Below are 17,048 nucleotides of genomic sequence, written 5' to 3'. Positions count from 1 at the left end.
ACGGTGCCGTATAGAACGAGCATAGGTCCATCTGTACGGTTCCGTATATTGGCCGGGGGTTACGTTCGGGGGTTTGTGAGGAGGGACACGCTATGGGTGCGATCCGTACGCCGCGCGACAGGTGGATCGAGGAGGGGCTCCGCATGCTCGCCGCCGGCGGTCCCGAGGCTGTCCGGGTCGAGGTCCTCGCCCAGGCGCTCGGTGTCAGCAAGGGCGGTTTCTACGGCTACTTCCGCAACCGCGCCGCCCTGCTGGAGGAGATGCTCGATACCTGGGAGCGCGAGGTCACCGAGGCCGTCATCGAGCGGATCGAGCGCGATGGGGGCGACGCCCGTGAACGGCTCCGGCACCTCTTCGACTTCGTGGGGTCGAGCGGGGCGGTCGCGACCGACGCCGGGCTGGAGCTGGCGATCCGCGAGTGGGCCCGGCGCGACGAGGGAGTCGCGCATCGCCTCCGCCGGGCCGACAACCGCCGCATGGACTATCTGCGCGAGCTCTACGGGGCCTTCTGCCCCGACGAGGGCGATGTCGAGGCCCGCTGCCTGATCACCTTCTCGCTGCGCATCGGCGACCACCTCATCGTGGCCGACAACGGCCCGCTCGACCGCGCGGAGGTACTCGACGCGGTCAAGGACCGGCTGTTGAGCCTGAGCTAGCGCGTCGAAGGCCACCGAGGCAGGCCACTATCGAGGCCGCCCAGCCATGTCGCCGGTGTGGACCGGGACCTCATGCCGGTGTACCTCGTGAGACCGGGCGGCATCGGCAGTGGGCCGGGGCCCCGGCACCGGGTTCAGGGATGGCGTGTCCGCGTGATCCGTGGACGCGTGGGAAAGCAGACTCCCGCCGTGGGAGGGGCGTCGGCAGCCGCAGGCCGCCGCGGCACGGCGGGGGAGGGGCCGCCCACTTCCCCGATTGCCTGAACTCGGTTCGTACCGAGCGCGACCCGAACCTGTCCTGGTCTGTGGCAGGGCAGACGGGATGGTCGCGTCCGGGCAGCTCCGGACGGAGGTGAACGAGACCGGGCCCGAGCCCGGAGAGCCGTGCGCGCGGCCGTGAAGGGGTGAGCGGAGCCCGGTCAGCCGGCGAAGCGCGGGACCACCAGGCCGGACTCGTAAGCGATCACCACCGCATGGGTCCGGTTCTGCGCGCCGAGCTTGGTCAGCACGTTCCCGACGTGGGTCTTGATCGTCTCCAGGCTCACCGTGAGGGACTCCGCGATCTCCGGATTGGAGAGTCCGGTGGCCATCAGGCGCAGAACCTCCTCCTCACGGCCGGTCAGGGCGGCTTGCGGCAGGGCCTCCGCGGAGCCCAGCGGGCGGGCGGCGACCATGCGGCCCAGAGTGGCCGGGAAGAGCACCGCTTCGCCCGCCGCCACCACCCGGACCGCCTCGGCGATCCGGCGGACCGGGAAACGTTTGAGGATGAAGCCGCTGGCGCCCGCGCTGAGGGCGGCGGTGACGTAGTCGTCGTTCTCGAAGGTGGTGATCACCACGATCTTCGGCGGGTCGGCCGCCTCGGCCAGAAGCTGTCGGGTGGCCTCGATCCCGTTGCGGCGCGGCATTCGGACGTCCATCAGGACCACGTCCGGCCGCAGGCTCCGCGCCCGGTCGACCGCCTCGACGCCGTCGGCGGCCTCGCCGAGCACCGTGATCCCCGGCTGTGCGGCGAGCAGCATGCCCAGACCGCTGCGGGTCACCTCGTCGTCGTCCGCGATCAGGAGGGTGACGGCGGGGCCTGTGACCGCGGGGAGGGTCTCGCCCTCGGCCGCGTCGGATCCACTCACGCCGACACCCGTACCGGCAGCCGGACGGCCAGCCGCCAGTGCTGCGTTCCCTCCGGGCCGGACCGGAACTCACCCTGCAGCAGCCGGACGCGCTCGGCCAGTCCGGGCAGGCCGTGGCCGGACGTCGAGAAGGGTCCCGGGTTCGGCCCCGTACGTGCTCCGGTCCGGTTGACCACCGTGAGGTCCAGTCCGTCCGGTCCGGCCGCCGCCCGAACCTGGATGGGGCCGCCCACCCCGTGGCGCAGCGCGTTCGTCAGCCCCTCCTGGAGGATCCGATACGCCGCCCGGGAGAGCGTCCCCTGTACCCGCGCCAGTTCACCCGACAGCTCCGCTTCGACCGTCGCCCCCGTGTGCCGCAGGCGTTCCAGCAGCTCGGGGAGGTCGGCCAGGGTCCGGGTCGGCGCCGTCCCGGGCTGTTCCTCACGCAGCACTCCGAGCGCGTAGTCCAGGTCCTCCAGCGCGGCCCGCGTCGATTCCTCGATGCTGCGCATGGCGGCCCGCGCCGCGGTCGGATCGGCGGAGAGCACCTCGCCCGCCACCGCCGCCTGGATGGTCGCCGCCGTCAGCGTGTGCCCGATCGAGTCGTGCAACTCGTGGGCGACCCGGTTGCGTTCGGCCAGCAGCAGTTCCCGCTCGGCAGCCAGCGCGAGCCGCTCGGCCGCCGACGGCCCCAGCAACCGCGGCGCCGACCACCGCAGGGCTTTGGTGACCAGTACGCAGACGGCGAGCGCCAGCAGGATGCACGCGGCAGCGGCCACCCAGCTCCACCCGCCCGACACCCGGACCGACGTACCGAACAGGCTCGCCCGCACCTCGCCGCCGAGCCAGTTCGTGGGCAGGGAGAGGCCCATGATGAGCAGCACCCCGCTCGCCAGTGCGCCCGTCCACCCGACAGCCACGTGCAGCACCAGCCAGAGCGGAGTCCGCCAGCGGTCGAGGGCGGGTGAACCTGAGGCCGGGCGACCGGAAGCCGGGTTCGGCAGTGACACCCGCAGCAGCCGCCGGGCTGACGCGACCAGCGCTCGCCGCACGGGGCGCGCCAGTCCGGCCACGCCGACCAGCGCCGCCCAGATCAGCAGCACCAAGACGATCTGCACGCTCTCGGGGGCGGACCGCCACGACAGCGCCGGCAACAGGGCGAACGGCAGCAGCGGAAGGCTCGCCAACGCGCCGCAATAGGCGAACAGCACACCTGAGTACGTGGAGCCGCGCAGCAGCAGCCGAATTCCCCTGTTCATGGTCGCCAGTATCGCCGGGCGGCCCGCCGGCGGCCTCCCTCGATCGGGGGAGCGATTTCTCCTGCTTTCCCGCGATGCGGTCAGAGGGCGCTGGAAACAAGGATCGTGCCCCGACCAAATGATTGCTGAGGAGTTGACTTATGCGTCTTCAGATGCGTCTTCAGAAACGGCGGAGTCCTCGTTTCTCGACCCGGCAGGGCGGTCGGCGACGCGCCTGGTCGGCGGCTGCCGCGGTGGCCGTCGGTGCCCTGACTCTGGGGTCCGTGGCCTTGGTTCCGCCTGCCGCCTCCGGTTCGGTTGCCCCGGCTGATGCTGCTGTCAGGCCGGACGGCGTGCAGCGTGCGCTGAACGTGTTGGTCCGCGATGACAAGTTGCCTGCCGCGCTGGCGAGCGTGAGGGGCCGGGACGGCCGGGCCCGCACGTATACGGCGGGGGTCGGTGACCTGACGACCGGTTCGAAGGTGCCCAGGGACGGTCAGGTACGGATCGGCAGTAACACCAAGACCTTCGTCGCGGTTGTGGTGCTGCAACTGGTCGGCGAGGGGAAGGTCGATCTCGACGCCTTCGTGGACACCTATCTGCCCGGTCTCGTCCGCGGGGAGGGCATCGACGGGCGTCGCATCACCGTCCGCCAGCTCCTCCAGCACACCAGCGGACTCCCCGAGTACAGCAACCACCTCGGGGACGACGTTCGCTACTACGCCCCCCGTGAACTGCTCGCCACAGCACTCCGGCACAAGGCCGACGCGGACCCGGGGGAGACATGGGGGTACAGCAACACCAACTACATCCTGGCGGGCCTGATCGTCCAGAAGGTCACCGGCCGCCCTCTGGCCGACGAGATCGACCGACGCGTCGTCCGCCGCGCCGGGTTGCGTCACACGTACTTCCCCGCTCCCGGTGACGCGAGGATCCGAGAGCCTCACCCCCACGGCTACTACCAGGAATCGACGGAGAGGCCGCTGCGCGACATCACGGAGATGGACCCCTCCTGGGGCTGGGCCGCAGGCCAGATGATCTCCACCAGCACCGACCTCAACCGCTTCTTCGGGGCGCTGCTCTCCGGCCGCCTCCTGCCCCCGGCCCAGCTCGCCCAGATGCGCTCCACCGTCCCAGCCGAAGCGACCTTCGGCCCGGGCGCCCGCTACGGACTTGGACTAGTCAGCAGGCCGCTGCCGTGCGGCGGCCTCTCCTGGGGCCACGGCGGCAGCTTCCCGGGGTACGAGACCCGTGGCGGCGCCACCGACGACGGCCGCGCCGCCAACGTCGCCGTCACCATGCAGCTCACCGGCGAGGCGGCCCGTGGACGCCTCGAACGCGCCGTGGACACCGCCTTGTGCCGCTGAGTCCCGCGTCGCCGCATAAGAGACCATGCTTCTGGTACCACGCTCCTTAACAGCGCAGTCTCGTGGCCGGCAGGTCGGCAGGTCGGCGGTCAGGCGGTCGTGGCGGGACGTGGGCTGCCGTGGAAGACCTGGCTGGTGTGCCAGGAACGGTGGGCTGCGGCGACGGTTCGGACGCCCGGCTGGGGGCCGATGACCGGACGGCCGGCGAGCGTGATGACGTGCTCGCGGGCGGCGGTGCTGCGGCCGACGAAGCTCTGTGAGACCAGGATGCGGTGGCCCTCGCCACGGCCCTCGCCGAGACCGAGTACGCCTTTGTCGAACAACTTGTGGTGCAGCGAGCACAGGCACAGCCCGTTTTCGAGGTCGTCCGGTCCGTCGAACGCCCACCAGCGGACATGGGCGGCCTCAAGCCCGACCGGCACCGTGCCGATCCTGCCGTCGTACCCGCAGAAGGCGCACTGGTACTCGTACGCCGTCAGGACCATCTCCCGCATGCGCCGGTCCCGCTGCCTGCGCTTGGCCGAGACCAGTCCGGTCTCGGCCTCCTCCAGTTCCAGGCCGACGGCTTCGCACAGCTCGCCGTGGAGGGAGGGCGGGAAGTTCAGATCGAGGAGTACGCGTGTCATCCGGCCGAGCAGGGGCGGATCCCGCCGCAGCGCCGCCCGTAGCTCCGGCGTCAGCCGCCCGGCGGCGCCGGTTGCGCGCAGCTCCCTGACCCCGGTCCCGGGGCTGCCCGGACCGCGCTCGGTGCGCACCTCCCACACGCCGTCACTCACCAGATGATGGAAGGGATAGGCGGGCGTCGTCCGGTTCCCCGGACCGTACTCGGCGAGCAGCCGCCGCAGGTCCTGCTCCACCGTGCTGTACCGCAGCTCGTCGTCGGCGTCCTGCTGGAACCGGCTGAGCGCGTACAGGAACAGCAACGGCTTGTGCGGAGCCCGCGCCCCGCTCCTGGTCCACTGCCTCAACTGCGCGGTGCGCTCGACCCAGTCCATGGTCGGCGATCGTAGTGGCGGCTCGTCGCAGTACTTGGTGGCGGGGCATGGCCGCAGTGACCGGCCGAACACCGAGCCACTACGCGGATCCCGGCTACCCGGGCATGATGCCGTGGATGCGGGAGAGGGTGAAGACCCGTTCGTCGTGGCGCAGGTGGCACCAGGCGTACACGTAGGGCGGGTCGAGCACGAGCTCGCTGAGGGTACGTACGGTCCGGTTGCCCGAGGCGGCGACGTACTCGACCGTGATCGCTGTGCCGGCGTCGACGGCATGGGCGAGCTGGCGGACGTCGCTGTACGCCAGGTTCTTCGCGTACGCGGCGACGATCTCCTCGGTGTCCGTGCCGTAGGGGACCCCGGTGCCGAACGGGTCGGGAGCCGGGAGTGTCGGCGGGGCGGCCCGCAGCCTGGCGGCCAGCGTGCTCAGGTCGACAGTCACCGGAGTCATCTGAGTCACCGTCGGAACGGACCGCTGCCGCTGTCCTGGGAGTGGGGGTACCGGGACCGGGGCGGCGGCACGCCGACGCCGGGTCTTCTCGACGCGTACGGTTCCGTCGGCCCTCTCGGCGACGGGTGCGTAGCCGGCGGCCCGGAGCGCGGCGAGGGTCTTGTCGAGTGGGGTCCGGCTGACCAGCACGGTCGGTGCCAACACGCGTAGGCCGAGGGCGGCGAGCTTTCTGTGAGTGACGAGTTCGGAGAGGAGGGCGGCTTCTTCACCATGGATCACACAGGAAGCGGGGGCGATGCGCACACGGCCGTGAGTGCGTGCGGAGTCGTTGATCAGGTACAACAGCGGCTGGGGGAGGGCGCCGACCGCGACGGCGCCCAGGTCGGCCGCGATGGCATCCGCCGTGCGGCCCGTGTCCAGAGCACGGCGAACGGTTGTGGGGCTGAACCGCCACACCGATGCGGTGCCACCGACTTCCTTGTCCGCGACGGTGTCCAGCAGTGCGGCGAGGCGGGCGGACGGTGTGCCGGTGACAACGGCGGTGAGGTCCGCGCCGAAACGGGCTGCCCTGGTGGCTGCCGGCAGCAGCCGCTCACAGGCAGCGGCGAGCGTTTCGGCGGCTTCGGCGCAGTCGGTCCGCAGAGCAGCACCGATGGGGGACAGGCAGCCGCGGGCGATGACCCCGAGCAGTTCCGCTTCCCGGATTACGGTGGCGAAGGGCGTGGTGTCCTGGGGGAGTTGTTCGGCGAGCGAGCGGTGCCAGGCAACCATCGGCCCCAGTTCCGCGGGGCTGTGCACTCCCCGGTGCGCCGGCAACTCCGCTGCGGCGGCGAGGAGCCCCTCTCGGGCCTGTATACAGCCGCCGCAGGGCGATGTTCCGGCGAGCGCGGGCAGTACCTTGCCGTCCTCGTCGCGGGCCTGGGCCGGAGTCAGTGGCAGCGTCCGCCAGGTGTGGAGAAGCGCGGTGAGCTGCTCCGCTGGTTCTCGTTCCGCCCAGGCGTCGTATCCGTCCGTTGCCGCGACCCGGTCGCCGTCCCGGGCCAGCAGCCCGGCGCCGTACGCCGTCTCCAGAACAAGGCGTACGACGATGTCGTCGCACTGCGCCGCCTTGCTGATTCGGGACAGCTCACGTGCTCCGACCCCGCCTGACTTCAGCAGGACCGGCGGAGCAGCGGAGCACGTCGCCAGAACCGACGCGGCATGTGCGGCGAACGCCGTGGCGGCTGCCGCCGCCTCCCGGTCCACTTCCGCCGAGGTGACGGACGCCGTCCGCACGACGGGCGGGACGGGATCGAAGGGGGCGTGCCAGCCGACTCCGCGCAGTGCGAGCGCCACCTCGGCGGGCATGCGGGTGGATCCGTACCCGGAGTACCGGTCCTGGACCAGCAGTCCCCGCTCCAGTGCCCAGCGCGCACCCGGCTCGGAGTCGGCCGACGGGGCCCTGGACGTGATCAAACGCGCCGGTGATTGAGCCTGTTCACCCTGGTGAGACGCTCGCCGCTCAAGCAGCTTCCGGGTGGACGCAGGTGCCGAAGTGATCACCGCGGCCACCCGCTCCGGATTGCTGTGGTGTTCCAGCAGGGCGGTCAGCCGATGCTTCTTGGTGGTGCCGGGCGACGGGATGCCCAGGGCCACCAGCATGCGGCGCAGTTCCTCGGAGGTCGTGTTCGCCAGTAGCCGGGTGAGCGGAGCGTCCAGCCCCAGCGGCGAGTCCCACGCCTGCCGCAACGGCGTCGCCATGCGCAGCAGCCCTGCGCCGTCCGGCCAGACGAGTGCGCGGTCGGCCAGCGCCTCCAAGGCCGCGTCCAGCCCGCGACTGCTCTCCGTTCCGGTCGCATCCAGCAGATCGGCCAGGGCGGCATACGGAACGGGCCCCAATGCCGCCAGCGCCTCGGCTACCTGCAGGTGTGGCAGCGCGAGTCCGGGCAGCACCGGGGCCACCGACGCCGGGCGCTGAAGGCGGTCCGCGAGTTCGCCGAACGATCGTGGCTCCGGCGGGGACACGGCATCCGGGCGAGCTGCCAGGACCCGCTCGAGCCGGTCGACTTCCAGATCACTCAGCCACATGGCCAGAGTCGATCCGCTGGGCTTGCCGATGGGGACACCTCACAAAGACGAGTGCCAGTGGTCTCCGACTGGAATCGGTCCTGCACAGACCCAGAATGGCGGATCGCGGGGGACGCCTGCGTCCTGAGTCGGCAGAAACCCGCTTCTGAGTGAAGGCGATGTCCTGTGACTCGACCCGGCGACGGCAAGTCGGCGGAAGGGAATGTCTCTTATGTCGGAAATGAATGAGACCGGAACTGAGACCACCAACGTCGAAGGGCCCCGCAGCAAGCTGCGGGGCCCTTCGACGTATTGCCCGGTGAGAGCAATGGCGGAGGATACGAGATTCGAACTCGTGAGGGGTTGCCCCCAACACGCTTTCCAAGCGTGCGCCCTAGGCCACTAGGCGAATCCTCCGCCGCAAACAATACAAGACGTTGGAGGGTGCTCGCGAACCTGATCCCCGGAGATCGTCCGGAGAGGCTCCGCAGGTCGTTCGGCGGGGCAGGCGGGTGGACCGGAGGGGGTGGGGATCGGTTAAGGTGGGCGTCAGCCCCTCACGTGGCGCTATCTGACTGAACTCCCCCAGGGCCGGAAGGCAGCAAGGGTAGGTTGGCTCTGGCGGGTGCGTGGGGGGCCCTTTGCGTTCCCTGGAGGGCGCCCGTCGTGTTCCCTGGGGGCTGCCCGTCGTGTTCGCTGGGAGTGCCCGCGTGGGGCCGGGTGTCAGTCCGCCCCGATAACCTCGTAGATGTGTCGTCCCTTGCGCTGTACCGCCGCTACCGCCCCGAGTCGTTCGCCGAGGTCATCGGTCAGGAGCATGTCACTGACCCGCTCCAGCAGGCCCTGCGGAACAACCGGGTCAATCACGCGTACCTGTTCAGTGGGCCGCGTGGCTGCGGAAAGACGACCAGTGCGCGCATCCTCGCCCGCTGTCTGAACTGCGAGCAGGGGCCGACGCCCACCCCGTGCGGTGAGTGCCAGTCGTGCCGGGACCTCGCGCGCAACGGGCCGGGGTCCATCGATGTGATCGAGATCGACGCCGCATCGCACGGCGGCGTCGACGATGCTCGTGACCTGCGGGAGAAGGCGTTCTTCGGGCCCGCCTCCAGTCGTTACAAGATCTACATCATCGACGAGGCGCACATGGTCACCCCGGCGGGCTTCAACGCCCTGCTGAAGGTGGTCGAGGAGCCGCCGGAGCACCTCAAGTTCATCTTCGCGACCACCGAGCCCGAGAAGGTCATCGGGACCATCCGCTCGCGTACGCACCACTACCCCTTCCGGCTGGTGCCCCCGGGGACCCTGCGCAGCTATCTCGCGGATGTCTGCGGCCGGGAGAACAGCCCCGTCGAGGACGGCGTGCTGCCGCTCGTCGTGCGGGCCGGGGCCGGGTCCGTGCGTGACTCGATGTCCGTCATGGACCAGCTGCTGGCCGGTGCGGGCGACGACGGTGTGACGTATGCCATGGCCACCTCGCTCCTCGGGTACACGGACGGCTCGCTGCTCGACTCGATCGTGGACGCGTTCGCGGCGGGCGACGGGGCCGCCGCCTTCGAGGTCGTCGACCGGGTGATCGAGGGCGGCAACGATCCGCGTCGCTTCGTCGCGGATCTGCTGGAGCGGCTGCGCGACCTGGTGATCCTGGCCGCCGTGCCGGACGCGGGGGACAAGGGGCTCATCGACGCGCCCGCCGATGTGGTCGAGCGGATGCAGGCCCAGGCGTCCGTCTTCGGCGCCGCCGAGCTGAGCCGTGCCGCCGACCTGGTCAACGACGGGCTCACCGAGATGCGCGGCGCCACCTCCCCGCGCCTCCAGGTGGAGCTGATCTGCGCCCGGGTCCTGCTCCCCGCCGCCTTCGACGACGAGCGGTCGATGCAGGCCCGGCTCGACCGGCTGGAGCGCGGGGCCTCCGCCGCTGCCGCCTCCTTCACCGCCCCGCCCGCCGCCGCGGCGCCCATGGGGTACGTCCCCGGGCCCGAGGCCCACGCTCATGCCCCGGCCCCCGCCGCCCCCGCCGCCCCAGCCGGTCCGGACGCGGCCCGTGCCGCCGTACGGGGCGAGGCGCCCCCCGCCCCGGCCCCCGCTGCGCCTGCGCCCGCCGCCCCGCAGGCCCCCGCCGCCCCGCAGGCCCCCGCCGAGGCGCCCGCCCCCGCCCAGCGGCCCGGGTCCTGGCCCACCGCCGGAGGCGGGGACCAGGCCCGCCGCCCCGGCGGCTGGCCCACCGCGTCCGCCCCCGGCAGCGGCCCCGCCCCCGCCGCCCCGCCCGCCACCGGGCCCACCGCTCCCGCCGCCCCGGCCCCGGCGGCCCCCGCGGCGCCGGTCGCGCCCGAGGGCGGCCAGAGCATGGCCCAAGGCGCCGCCCAGGTGCGGAACATGTGGCCCGACATCCTGGAGGCGGTCAAGAACCGCCGCCGCTTCACCTGGATCCTGCTCAGCCAGAACGCCCAGGTGACCGGCTTCGACGGGACCACCCTCCAGATCGGCTTCCTCAACGCGGGCGCCCGTGACAACTTCGCCAGCAGCGGCAGCGAGGAGGTCCTGAAGCAGGCCCTCGCCGAGCGCTTCAACGCCCAGTGGCGGGTCGAAGCGGTCGTCGACCCCTCCGGCGGCGGTGGGACGCCCCCGCAGCCCGGCGGCGGACGCCCCGCCCCGCAGTACCAGCCCGCCCCCACGGCCCCCGCCGCCCCGCTCGCGTACGAGCCCCGGCCGCAGCACTCCGCCCCCCAGCAGCCCTCGGCCCCGTCCCAGCCGCAGCACGCGCCGCCTCCCCAGCAGACGCCGCCCTCCTCGGCGTCCCCGTCCCCCCAGGGCGGCCGGGACGCCGCGCCGCCCGCACCGGAGCCGCCGCGTTCCGTGGCCCCCGAGGACGACACCCCGGAGGCCGACGATCCGGATCTCGTCGACTCCGCGCTCTCCGGCCACGACCTGATCGTCCGGGAGCTGGGCGCCACGGTGATCGAGGAGTTCACGAACGAGCAGTGAGCTGCCACTGATCGGGCCGGCCCGCCGGGCGGCCCGATCCCGTCCGCCCACCGGCTGGCGTCAAGGCTCTCCGGGCCCGGCGGCTAGGCTGCATCCCGTGAAGGTCCTCGTCATCGGCGGCGGCGCCCGCGAACACGCCCTGTGCCGCTCTCTGTCCCTCGACCCCGATGTCACCGCTCTGTACTGCGCCCCCGGCAACGCCGGCATCGCAGAGGTGGCCGAACTGCACCCGGTCGACGCGCTCGACGGTGACGCCGTCGCGCGCCTCGCGACCGAGCTGGGCGCCGGGCTGGTGGTCGTCGGCCCGGAGGCACCGCTCGTCGCCGGGGTCGCCGACGCCGTGCGCGCGGCGGGCATCCCCTGCTTCGGCCCCTCCGGCGAAGCCGCGCGGCTCGAAGGCTCCAAGGCGTTCGCCAAGGACGTCATGGCGGGCGCCGGAGTGCCCACCGCCCGCAGCTACGTCTGCACCACCCCCGCGGAGATCGACGAGGCCCTCGACGCCTTCGGCGCTCCGTACGTCGTCAAGGACGACGGCCTCGCGGCGGGCAAGGGCGTCGTCGTCACCGAAGACGTCGAGGCGGCCCGCGCTCACGCGCTGTCCTGCGACCGCGTGGTCATCGAGGAGTTCCTCGACGGGCCCGAGGTCAGCCTCTTCGCGATCACCGACGGCACCACGGTGCTGCCGCTCCAGCCCGCGCAGGACTTCAAGCGCGCGCTCGACGGCGACGAGGGCCCGAACACCGGCGGCATGGGCGCCTACTCCCCGCTCCCGTGGGCCGACCCCAAGCTGGTCGACGAGGTTCTCCAGACCGTGCTCCAGCCGACCGTCGACGAGCTGCGCCGCCGGGGTACGCCCTTCTCCGGGCTGCTCTACGCGGGTCTCGCGATCACCTCGCGCGGGGTGCGGGTCATCGAGTTCAACGCCCGCTTCGGCGACCCGGAGACCCAGGTGGTCCTGGCCCGGCTGAAGACCCCGCTGGCCGGTGTCCTGCTCGCCTCCGCCAACGGCACCCTCGACGTCCTCCCACCGCTGAACTGGCGCGACGACGCCGCCGTCACCGTGGTCATCGCCTCGCACAACTACCCGGACACCCCGCGCACCGGCGACCCGATCGACGGGCTCGCCGAGGTCGCGGCACAGGATGGACCCGACGCGTACGTCCTGCACGCCGGGACCCGCGCCGAGGGCGACGCGATCGTCAGCGCGGGCGGCCGGGTGCTCTCGGTGACCGCGACCGGCAAGGACCTCGCTGCAGCCCGTGAGCGCGCCTACACCGCCCTCGGCCGCATCCGCCTCGACGGTTCCCAGCACCGTACGGACATCGCCCTGAAGGCCGCCCGGGGCTGACCCGCCCCCGGACCGCCCCCAGCCCCTCCGCCCGCCCTCGTACGCCACCGGCGTACGCGCCGGGCGCGAGGGGCTGACCCATGGGCGCCCAGGTCTGCCCGTGACCTGCCCCATGGGCGCGAACACGTCAGCAGCTTTACCCAAAGCCATTCCATCGGGTGACGACTGGGCCATCCGGATGACGGCCGCCTGAGGCCCAACTAGGGTGCGGCGCAAGCGTTCCGGCACTTGGCCCACCGGCATTGCGATGTCGGTGGCGGGTGCCACAGTGGGGGAGTGAGCAACACCGTCGCGAGGGCAGTGAGGGCAGAGGGGGTGACGTCCGGCCGTGTCAGGTATCGATGTGGGTGAGGAGCTGGGTGCGCGGGCCGCGCAGGCGCGAGCGCTCTCCCTGTTGCGGATCCGCGGCAGGGCGCTGGCCGTGGCGATCCTGCCCGCGGCCGTCGCCGTCGTGCTGTTCGCCGCGGGTGCGCAGGGGCACCTGGGCGGCCCGGTCTGGGACGCCGTGCGCTGGGCGGCCCTCGGCGTGGCCGTCGTCGTGCTGCTGGTGACCGTCCTGGTGGCGGTCTCCGTGGCCCGCGCACGGCCCGCCATGAGTCCGACCGTCCCGGTGCCGGAGGAGGGGGCCCCCGACCTCTACCGCCTGGTCCGGGACCTGGCCGACCGCCTCGACGTCCCGGCGCCCTCGGCCATAGCGCTCACCCCGGACTGCGACAGCTGGCTGGAGGACCGTACGCACCGCGCGCACCGGCGCCTCCGGCACGGGCAGCACGGCGCCGCGTCCCGGCAGGACGCCCCGGTGCTGGTCATCGGCTCGCCGTTCCTGTGGTGGATGCGGGTCGCCGAGCTCCGCGCCGTGCTCGCCCCCGTCGTGGCGGGCACCGGCCCCGCCGCGCACCCCGACATAGCCGCCGCCCGCCGCTTCGTCCGCGGTCTGGACGCCGCGGTCGCCGATGCCGCCGCCCCGGGCCGGGGTGCGGTGCGCGGGGCGCCGCTCACCTTCGTCGGCTGGGTCGCCCGGCTGCTGCTGCGTGCCTGCCGGGGCCATGCCGCCGAGATGGAGCGCTGTGTGGCCACGGCCGCCTCCCTGCGTGCCCAGTCGGTCGACTACGGGCTCCGTATCGCCGCCCAGGAGCAGGTCGGCCTCGCCTATGCGGGCTGGGACCGGCTGCTCACCCGGGTCGCGCTGCCCGCCTGGCGGATGGGGCGCTGGCCGTCCCGGCTGGACGCCGGGGTCGTCTCCGCGCTCACCGAGCTCTCCCGCCGGGACCGGCTGGCCGACGGCTTCGCCTCCCGGCTCGGCGAGCGCCCCGCCTGCGATCTGCTCGAAGAGCCCGGTGTGGCCGACGAGGCGGCTTCGCTGCTCGCGGCCCGGCTGTTCCACGGCGGCCCCGCGGAGAGCGGTCCGGACTGGGCGCCGGTGGACTGGCAGCAGTATCCCGACGAGGTCGTCGACCGGAAGTGGCGCACCGAGGCCGCCCGGCTCCACCGGGTCCTCGACACGATGGACGTTCCTCCGGCGCCCGCGGCCGACCCGGCCGTGCCCACCCTGGCCCGGGTCATGGAGCACCTGTCCGGGCCCGGCGGCCCCGGCGACGCGCTCGCCGCGGGTATCGGCGCCGCGGTAGCCCGCGAGGAGGCGAAGGTCCCGGCGGCACAGCCCGGTCCAGCCGTCGATGATCCCCTCGACCTCTGGGGTTCCGGCCCGCTGCCCCTCTTCCCGCTCCAGCCGCCGCGTACGGGCACGGAGCTGCTCGTCGACCACGTCGCGGCGATGGTCTGCTGCGCGGCCGTGGACACGGCGGGCGCGGCGCCCGGCCTGGACTGGCTGGACGGCCCCGCGCTGCTCGTCGACGGGGAGCGCCGGGCGGACCTCGCGACGCCCGTCCTGAGCCTCGTCGAGGACGGCGACCCGGACCCGCTGCGCTCCTGGCTCGCGGAGGTCGGAGTCCGCTCCGACAAACCGGTCCGGCTGGTGTGAGCGGCCCCCGTCGCGGAAGCACCAGGCTTCGGCCGCGGGTCACAAATCGGAAGCCCACGTTCCGTTCCCGTCAATTCGCGACGAACGGTGACGGACTGCATGCGTTATGTGATGTGCTGGGGACCGGCGCTGACATCCGGCGCACCACAGTTGTCCGGGGGACGTGAGGGAGGGGCGCGGCATGGGGGCGGAGCAGATTCGACGGTGGGAGTCGGGTGCCCTCGCGCACGCGGTGAGCGATCCCTTCGGACAGGGCCCGCTGCCCTGGCTGCGCGGCAGTGAGCACTACTTCGACGACACGGGCCAGGTCGTCCCCTGGTACGCGGACGTGGCGCTGGGCCGTGGCACCGGCGGAGGCACCCGTACCGCCGACGACGTGCACCGGCAGATCAAGGGCTTCGTCTCGCCCGGCGCGGCGGCCCCGGGCGAGGCCATCGACTTCCACATCACCGTCGATCCGCCCCAGCAGTTCTCCGTCGACGTCTACCGGATCGGCCATTACGGCGGCGACGGCGCGGCCAAGATCACCACGAGCCCGCGGCTCTCCGGCATCGTCCAGCCCCCGCCGCTCGCCGCCGACCGGACCGTCTCCTGCCACCACTGGTGGATGTCCTGGCGGCTCCAGATCCCGAGCTACTGGTCGGTCGGCGCCCATGTGGCCGTCCTGACCACCGCCGACGGCCACCGCTCGCACGTCCCCTTCACCGTGCGCCACGACCATCCCGCCGACCTGCTGCTCCTGCTGCCGGACATCACCTGGCAGGCGTACAACCTCTATCCGGAGGACGGCCGCACCGGCGCCAGCCTCTACCACGCGTGGGACGAGAAGGGGCGGCTGCTCGGCGAGGAGGACGCGGCCGTCACGATCTCCTTCGACCGCCCCTACGCCGGGGCGGGCCTGCCGCTGCACGTGGGACACGCCTACGACTTCATCCGCTGGGCCGAGCGGTACGGCTACGACCTCGCCTACGCCGACGCCCGCGACCTGCACGCGGGGCGCGTCGACCCCAGCCGCTACCGGGGCCTGGTCTTCCCCGGCCACGACGAGTACTGGTCCACGCCCATGCGCCGGGCCGCCGAACGCGCCCGCGACTCCGGCACCTCGCTCGTCTTCCTCTCCGCCAACACCATGTACTGGCAGGTGGGTCTCGCCCCCTCCGCCTCCGGCGAACCGGACCGCCTGCTGACCTGCCGCAAGCGCCGGGGGCCGGGGAAGTCCGCGCTGTGGCGCGAGGTGGACCGCCCCGAGCAGCAGCTCCTGGGCATCCAGTACGCGGGCCGGGTGCCCGAGCCCCGCCCGCTGGTCGTGCGCAACGCCGAGCACTGGCTCTGGGACGCCACGGGCGCGGTCGACGGCGACGAGATCGAGGGCCTGGTCGCGGGCGAGGCCGACCGCTACTTCCCGCGCGTCAGCCTGCCCGAGCACGACAGCCGCATCCTGCTCGCCCACTCCCCGTACGCGGACTCCGAGGGCTCCCTCCGCCACCAGGAGACCTCGCTGTACCAGTCCCCCTCCGGTGCGCTCGTCTTCGCCTCCGGCACCTTCGCCTGGTCCCCGGCCCTGGACCGCCCCGGCCATGTCGACCCCCGCGTTCAGCAGGCGACGGCCAACCTCCTCGACCGGATCTGCAAGCGCGACTGATCGGGGCCCGGACAGCGACCGGACGGGGTCCGGACCAAGCGCGGGCAGGCCACGGCCGAGCCCCGAGCGCATCCGGCCGCGTCCCGAACGCACCTCGCCGAGCCCCGCGCGCGCCCCGCTCCCCCCGTACGGGACAATCGGAACCGCTCCTGGATCAATCTACGCGGAGGCACCGTGTCCGGTTTTGTAGAAAAGCCCGAGCCCGTGCAGGTTCCGGGCCTCACCCACCTGCACACCGGCAAGGTGCGTGACCTGTACCGGAACGAGGCGGGGCAGCTCGTCATGGTCGCCAGCGACCGTATCTCCGCGTACGACTGGGTCCTGCCCACCGAGATCCCCGACAAGGGCCGCGTCCTCACCCGGCTCTCGCTCTGGTGGTTCGACCAGCTCGCCGATCTGGTCCCCAACCATGTGATCTCCACCGAGCTGCCCCCGGGCGCCCCGGCGGACTGGGAGGGCCGCACCCTCATCTGCACCTCCCTGCGCATGGTCCAGGTGGAGTGCGTGGCCCGCGGCTATCTGACCGGCTCCGGGCTCGTCGAGTACAACGATTCCCGTACGGTCTGCGGCATCGGTCTCCCCGAGGGGCTGGTCGACGGTTCCGAGCTGCCCGGCCCGATCTTCACCCCGGCCACCAAGGCGGCCGTCGGCGACCACGACGAGAACGTCAGCTACGAGGAGGTCGCCCACGAGGTCGGCGTCGAGACGGCCGCCGAGCTGCGGCGGACGACGCTCGACGTCTACGGCAGGGCCCGGGGCATCGCGCACGAGCGAGGCATCATCCTGGCCGACACCAAGTTCGAGTTCGGCTTCGAGACCACCGAGGACGGCGGCGAGCGCCTGGTCATCGCCGACGAGGTGCTGACCCCGGACTCCTCGCGCTTCTGGCCCGCCGCCACCTGGCAGCCGGGCCGCGCACAGCCCAGCTACGACAAGCAGTTCGTACGCGACTGGCTGACCTCGCCCGCCTCCGGCTGGGACCGCGCGAGCGAGACGCCGCCCCCGGCGCTGCCGCAGGAGATCGTGGACGCGACCCGCGCCAAGTACATCGAGGCGTACGAGGTGCTGACCGGAACCAGCTGGTCGTAGCGGCAGGCGGATACGCAGAAGCCCCGGTCCGAGAGGACCGGGGCTTCTGTTGTGGAGCGAACGACGAGGTTCGAACTCGCGACCTCAACCTTGGCAAGGTTGCGCTCTACCAGCTGAGCTACGTTCGCAGTGCGCCGAAGCGCGATGCCT

Annotated in this window: 11 protein-coding genes, 2 tRNA genes and 1 other RNA gene; 8 read left to right on the top strand and 6 right to left on the bottom strand. The window is 72.5% G+C overall.

The window, feature by feature from the left end:
- Positions 1 to 92: 92 nt before the first annotated feature.
- On the top strand, positions 93 to 656 hold the full coding sequence (locus tag ACZ5WC_RS30115; protein WP_468543765.1) for a TetR/AcrR family transcriptional regulator: 564 nt from the start codon (positions 93 to 95) through the stop codon (positions 654 to 656).
- 419 nt (positions 657 to 1,075) lie between these two features.
- On the opposite strand, the gene ACZ5WC_RS30110 is transcribed toward ACZ5WC_RS30115, so the two are convergent.
- Both ACZ5WC_RS30110 and ACZ5WC_RS30105 read right to left on the bottom strand, forming a co-directional pair.
- Complete coding sequence (locus ACZ5WC_RS30110; RefSeq protein ID WP_468543764.1) at positions 1,076 to 1,783, bottom strand: response regulator transcription factor; 708 nt, start codon at positions 1,781 to 1,783, stop codon at positions 1,076 to 1,078.
- A complete protein-coding gene (locus ACZ5WC_RS30105) occupies positions 1,780 to 3,021 on the bottom strand; it encodes a sensor histidine kinase (RefSeq protein WP_468543763.1) in 1,242 nt (413 codons plus the stop codon). The genes ACZ5WC_RS30110 and ACZ5WC_RS30105 overlap by 4 nt, the downstream gene beginning before the upstream one ends.
- A 152-nt stretch (positions 3,022 to 3,173) precedes the next feature.
- On the opposite strand from ACZ5WC_RS30105, the gene ACZ5WC_RS30100 reads away from it, so the two are divergent.
- Positions 3,174 to 4,367: a serine hydrolase domain-containing protein gene (locus ACZ5WC_RS30100; protein WP_468543762.1), complete on the top strand. Its 1,194-nt coding sequence runs from the start codon at positions 3,174 to 3,176 to the stop codon at positions 4,365 to 4,367.
- An 89-nt stretch (positions 4,368 to 4,456) separates the two neighbouring features.
- Here the strand turns inward: ACZ5WC_RS30100 and ACZ5WC_RS30095 are convergent, their stop codons facing one another.
- From ACZ5WC_RS30095 to ACZ5WC_RS30085, 3 genes are all read right to left on the bottom strand, one after another.
- Positions 4,457 to 5,362, bottom strand: coding sequence for a phosphorothioated DNA-binding restriction endonuclease (locus tag ACZ5WC_RS30095; RefSeq protein WP_468543761.1), 906 nt, complete (start codon positions 5,360 to 5,362; stop codon positions 4,457 to 4,459).
- Positions 5,363 to 5,456: 94 nt separating this feature from the next.
- Positions 5,457 to 7,877 carry a helicase-associated domain-containing protein gene (locus ACZ5WC_RS30090; RefSeq protein WP_468543760.1) on the bottom strand — a complete coding sequence of 807 codons (2,421 nt, stop codon included), beginning with the start codon at positions 7,875 to 7,877 and terminating at the stop codon, positions 5,457 to 5,459.
- Positions 7,878 to 8,185: 308 nt separating this feature from the next.
- A tRNA-Ser gene (locus ACZ5WC_RS30085) sits at positions 8,186 to 8,273 on the bottom strand.
- A 131-nt stretch (positions 8,274 to 8,404) separates the two neighbouring features.
- On the opposite strand from ACZ5WC_RS30085, the gene ffs reads away from it, so the two are divergent.
- The 6 genes from ffs (at position 8,405) to ACZ5WC_RS30055 (ending at position 16,898) form a co-directional block, all read left to right on the top strand.
- Positions 8,405 to 8,501: signal recognition particle sRNA small type (gene ffs, locus ACZ5WC_RS30080), an RNA gene on the top strand.
- A 105-nt stretch (positions 8,502 to 8,606) separates the two neighbouring features.
- Positions 8,607 to 10,838 carry a DNA polymerase III subunit gamma and tau gene (locus tag ACZ5WC_RS30075; protein WP_468543759.1) on the top strand — a complete coding sequence of 744 codons (2,232 nt, stop codon included), beginning with the start codon at positions 8,607 to 8,609 and terminating at the stop codon, positions 10,836 to 10,838.
- Between the two features lie 97 nt (positions 10,839 to 10,935).
- The gene (gene purD, locus ACZ5WC_RS30070; protein ID WP_468543758.1) at positions 10,936 to 12,186 is read left to right on the top strand and encodes a phosphoribosylamine--glycine ligase; all 1,251 of its coding nucleotides are present in this window, start codon (positions 10,936 to 10,938) and stop codon (positions 12,184 to 12,186) included.
- A gap of 328 nt (positions 12,187 to 12,514) precedes the next feature.
- On the top strand, positions 12,515 to 14,167 hold the full coding sequence (locus ACZ5WC_RS30065) for a M48 family metalloprotease (RefSeq protein WP_468543757.1): 1,653 nt from the start codon (positions 12,515 to 12,517) through the stop codon (positions 14,165 to 14,167).
- Between the two features lie 181 nt (positions 14,168 to 14,348).
- Positions 14,349 to 15,809, top strand: coding sequence for a N,N-dimethylformamidase beta subunit family domain-containing protein (locus ACZ5WC_RS30060; protein ID WP_468543756.1), 1,461 nt, complete (start codon positions 14,349 to 14,351; stop codon positions 15,807 to 15,809).
- A 174-nt stretch (positions 15,810 to 15,983) separates the two neighbouring features.
- Complete coding sequence (locus ACZ5WC_RS30055) at positions 15,984 to 16,898, top strand: phosphoribosylaminoimidazolesuccinocarboxamide synthase (RefSeq protein ID WP_468543755.1); 915 nt, start codon at positions 15,984 to 15,986, stop codon at positions 16,896 to 16,898.
- A 52-nt stretch (positions 16,899 to 16,950) separates the two neighbouring features.
- Here ACZ5WC_RS30055 and ACZ5WC_RS30050 read toward each other — a convergent pair.
- A tRNA-Gly gene (locus ACZ5WC_RS30050) sits at positions 16,951 to 17,026 on the bottom strand.
- Between the last annotated feature and the right edge of the window lie 22 nt (positions 17,027 to 17,048).

It is taken from the genome of Streptomyces sp. NPDC033165, assembly GCF_055577965.1.
Note: the sequence above shows the minus strand (reverse complement) of the source record. Positions and strands in the feature narration are given on the sequence as shown.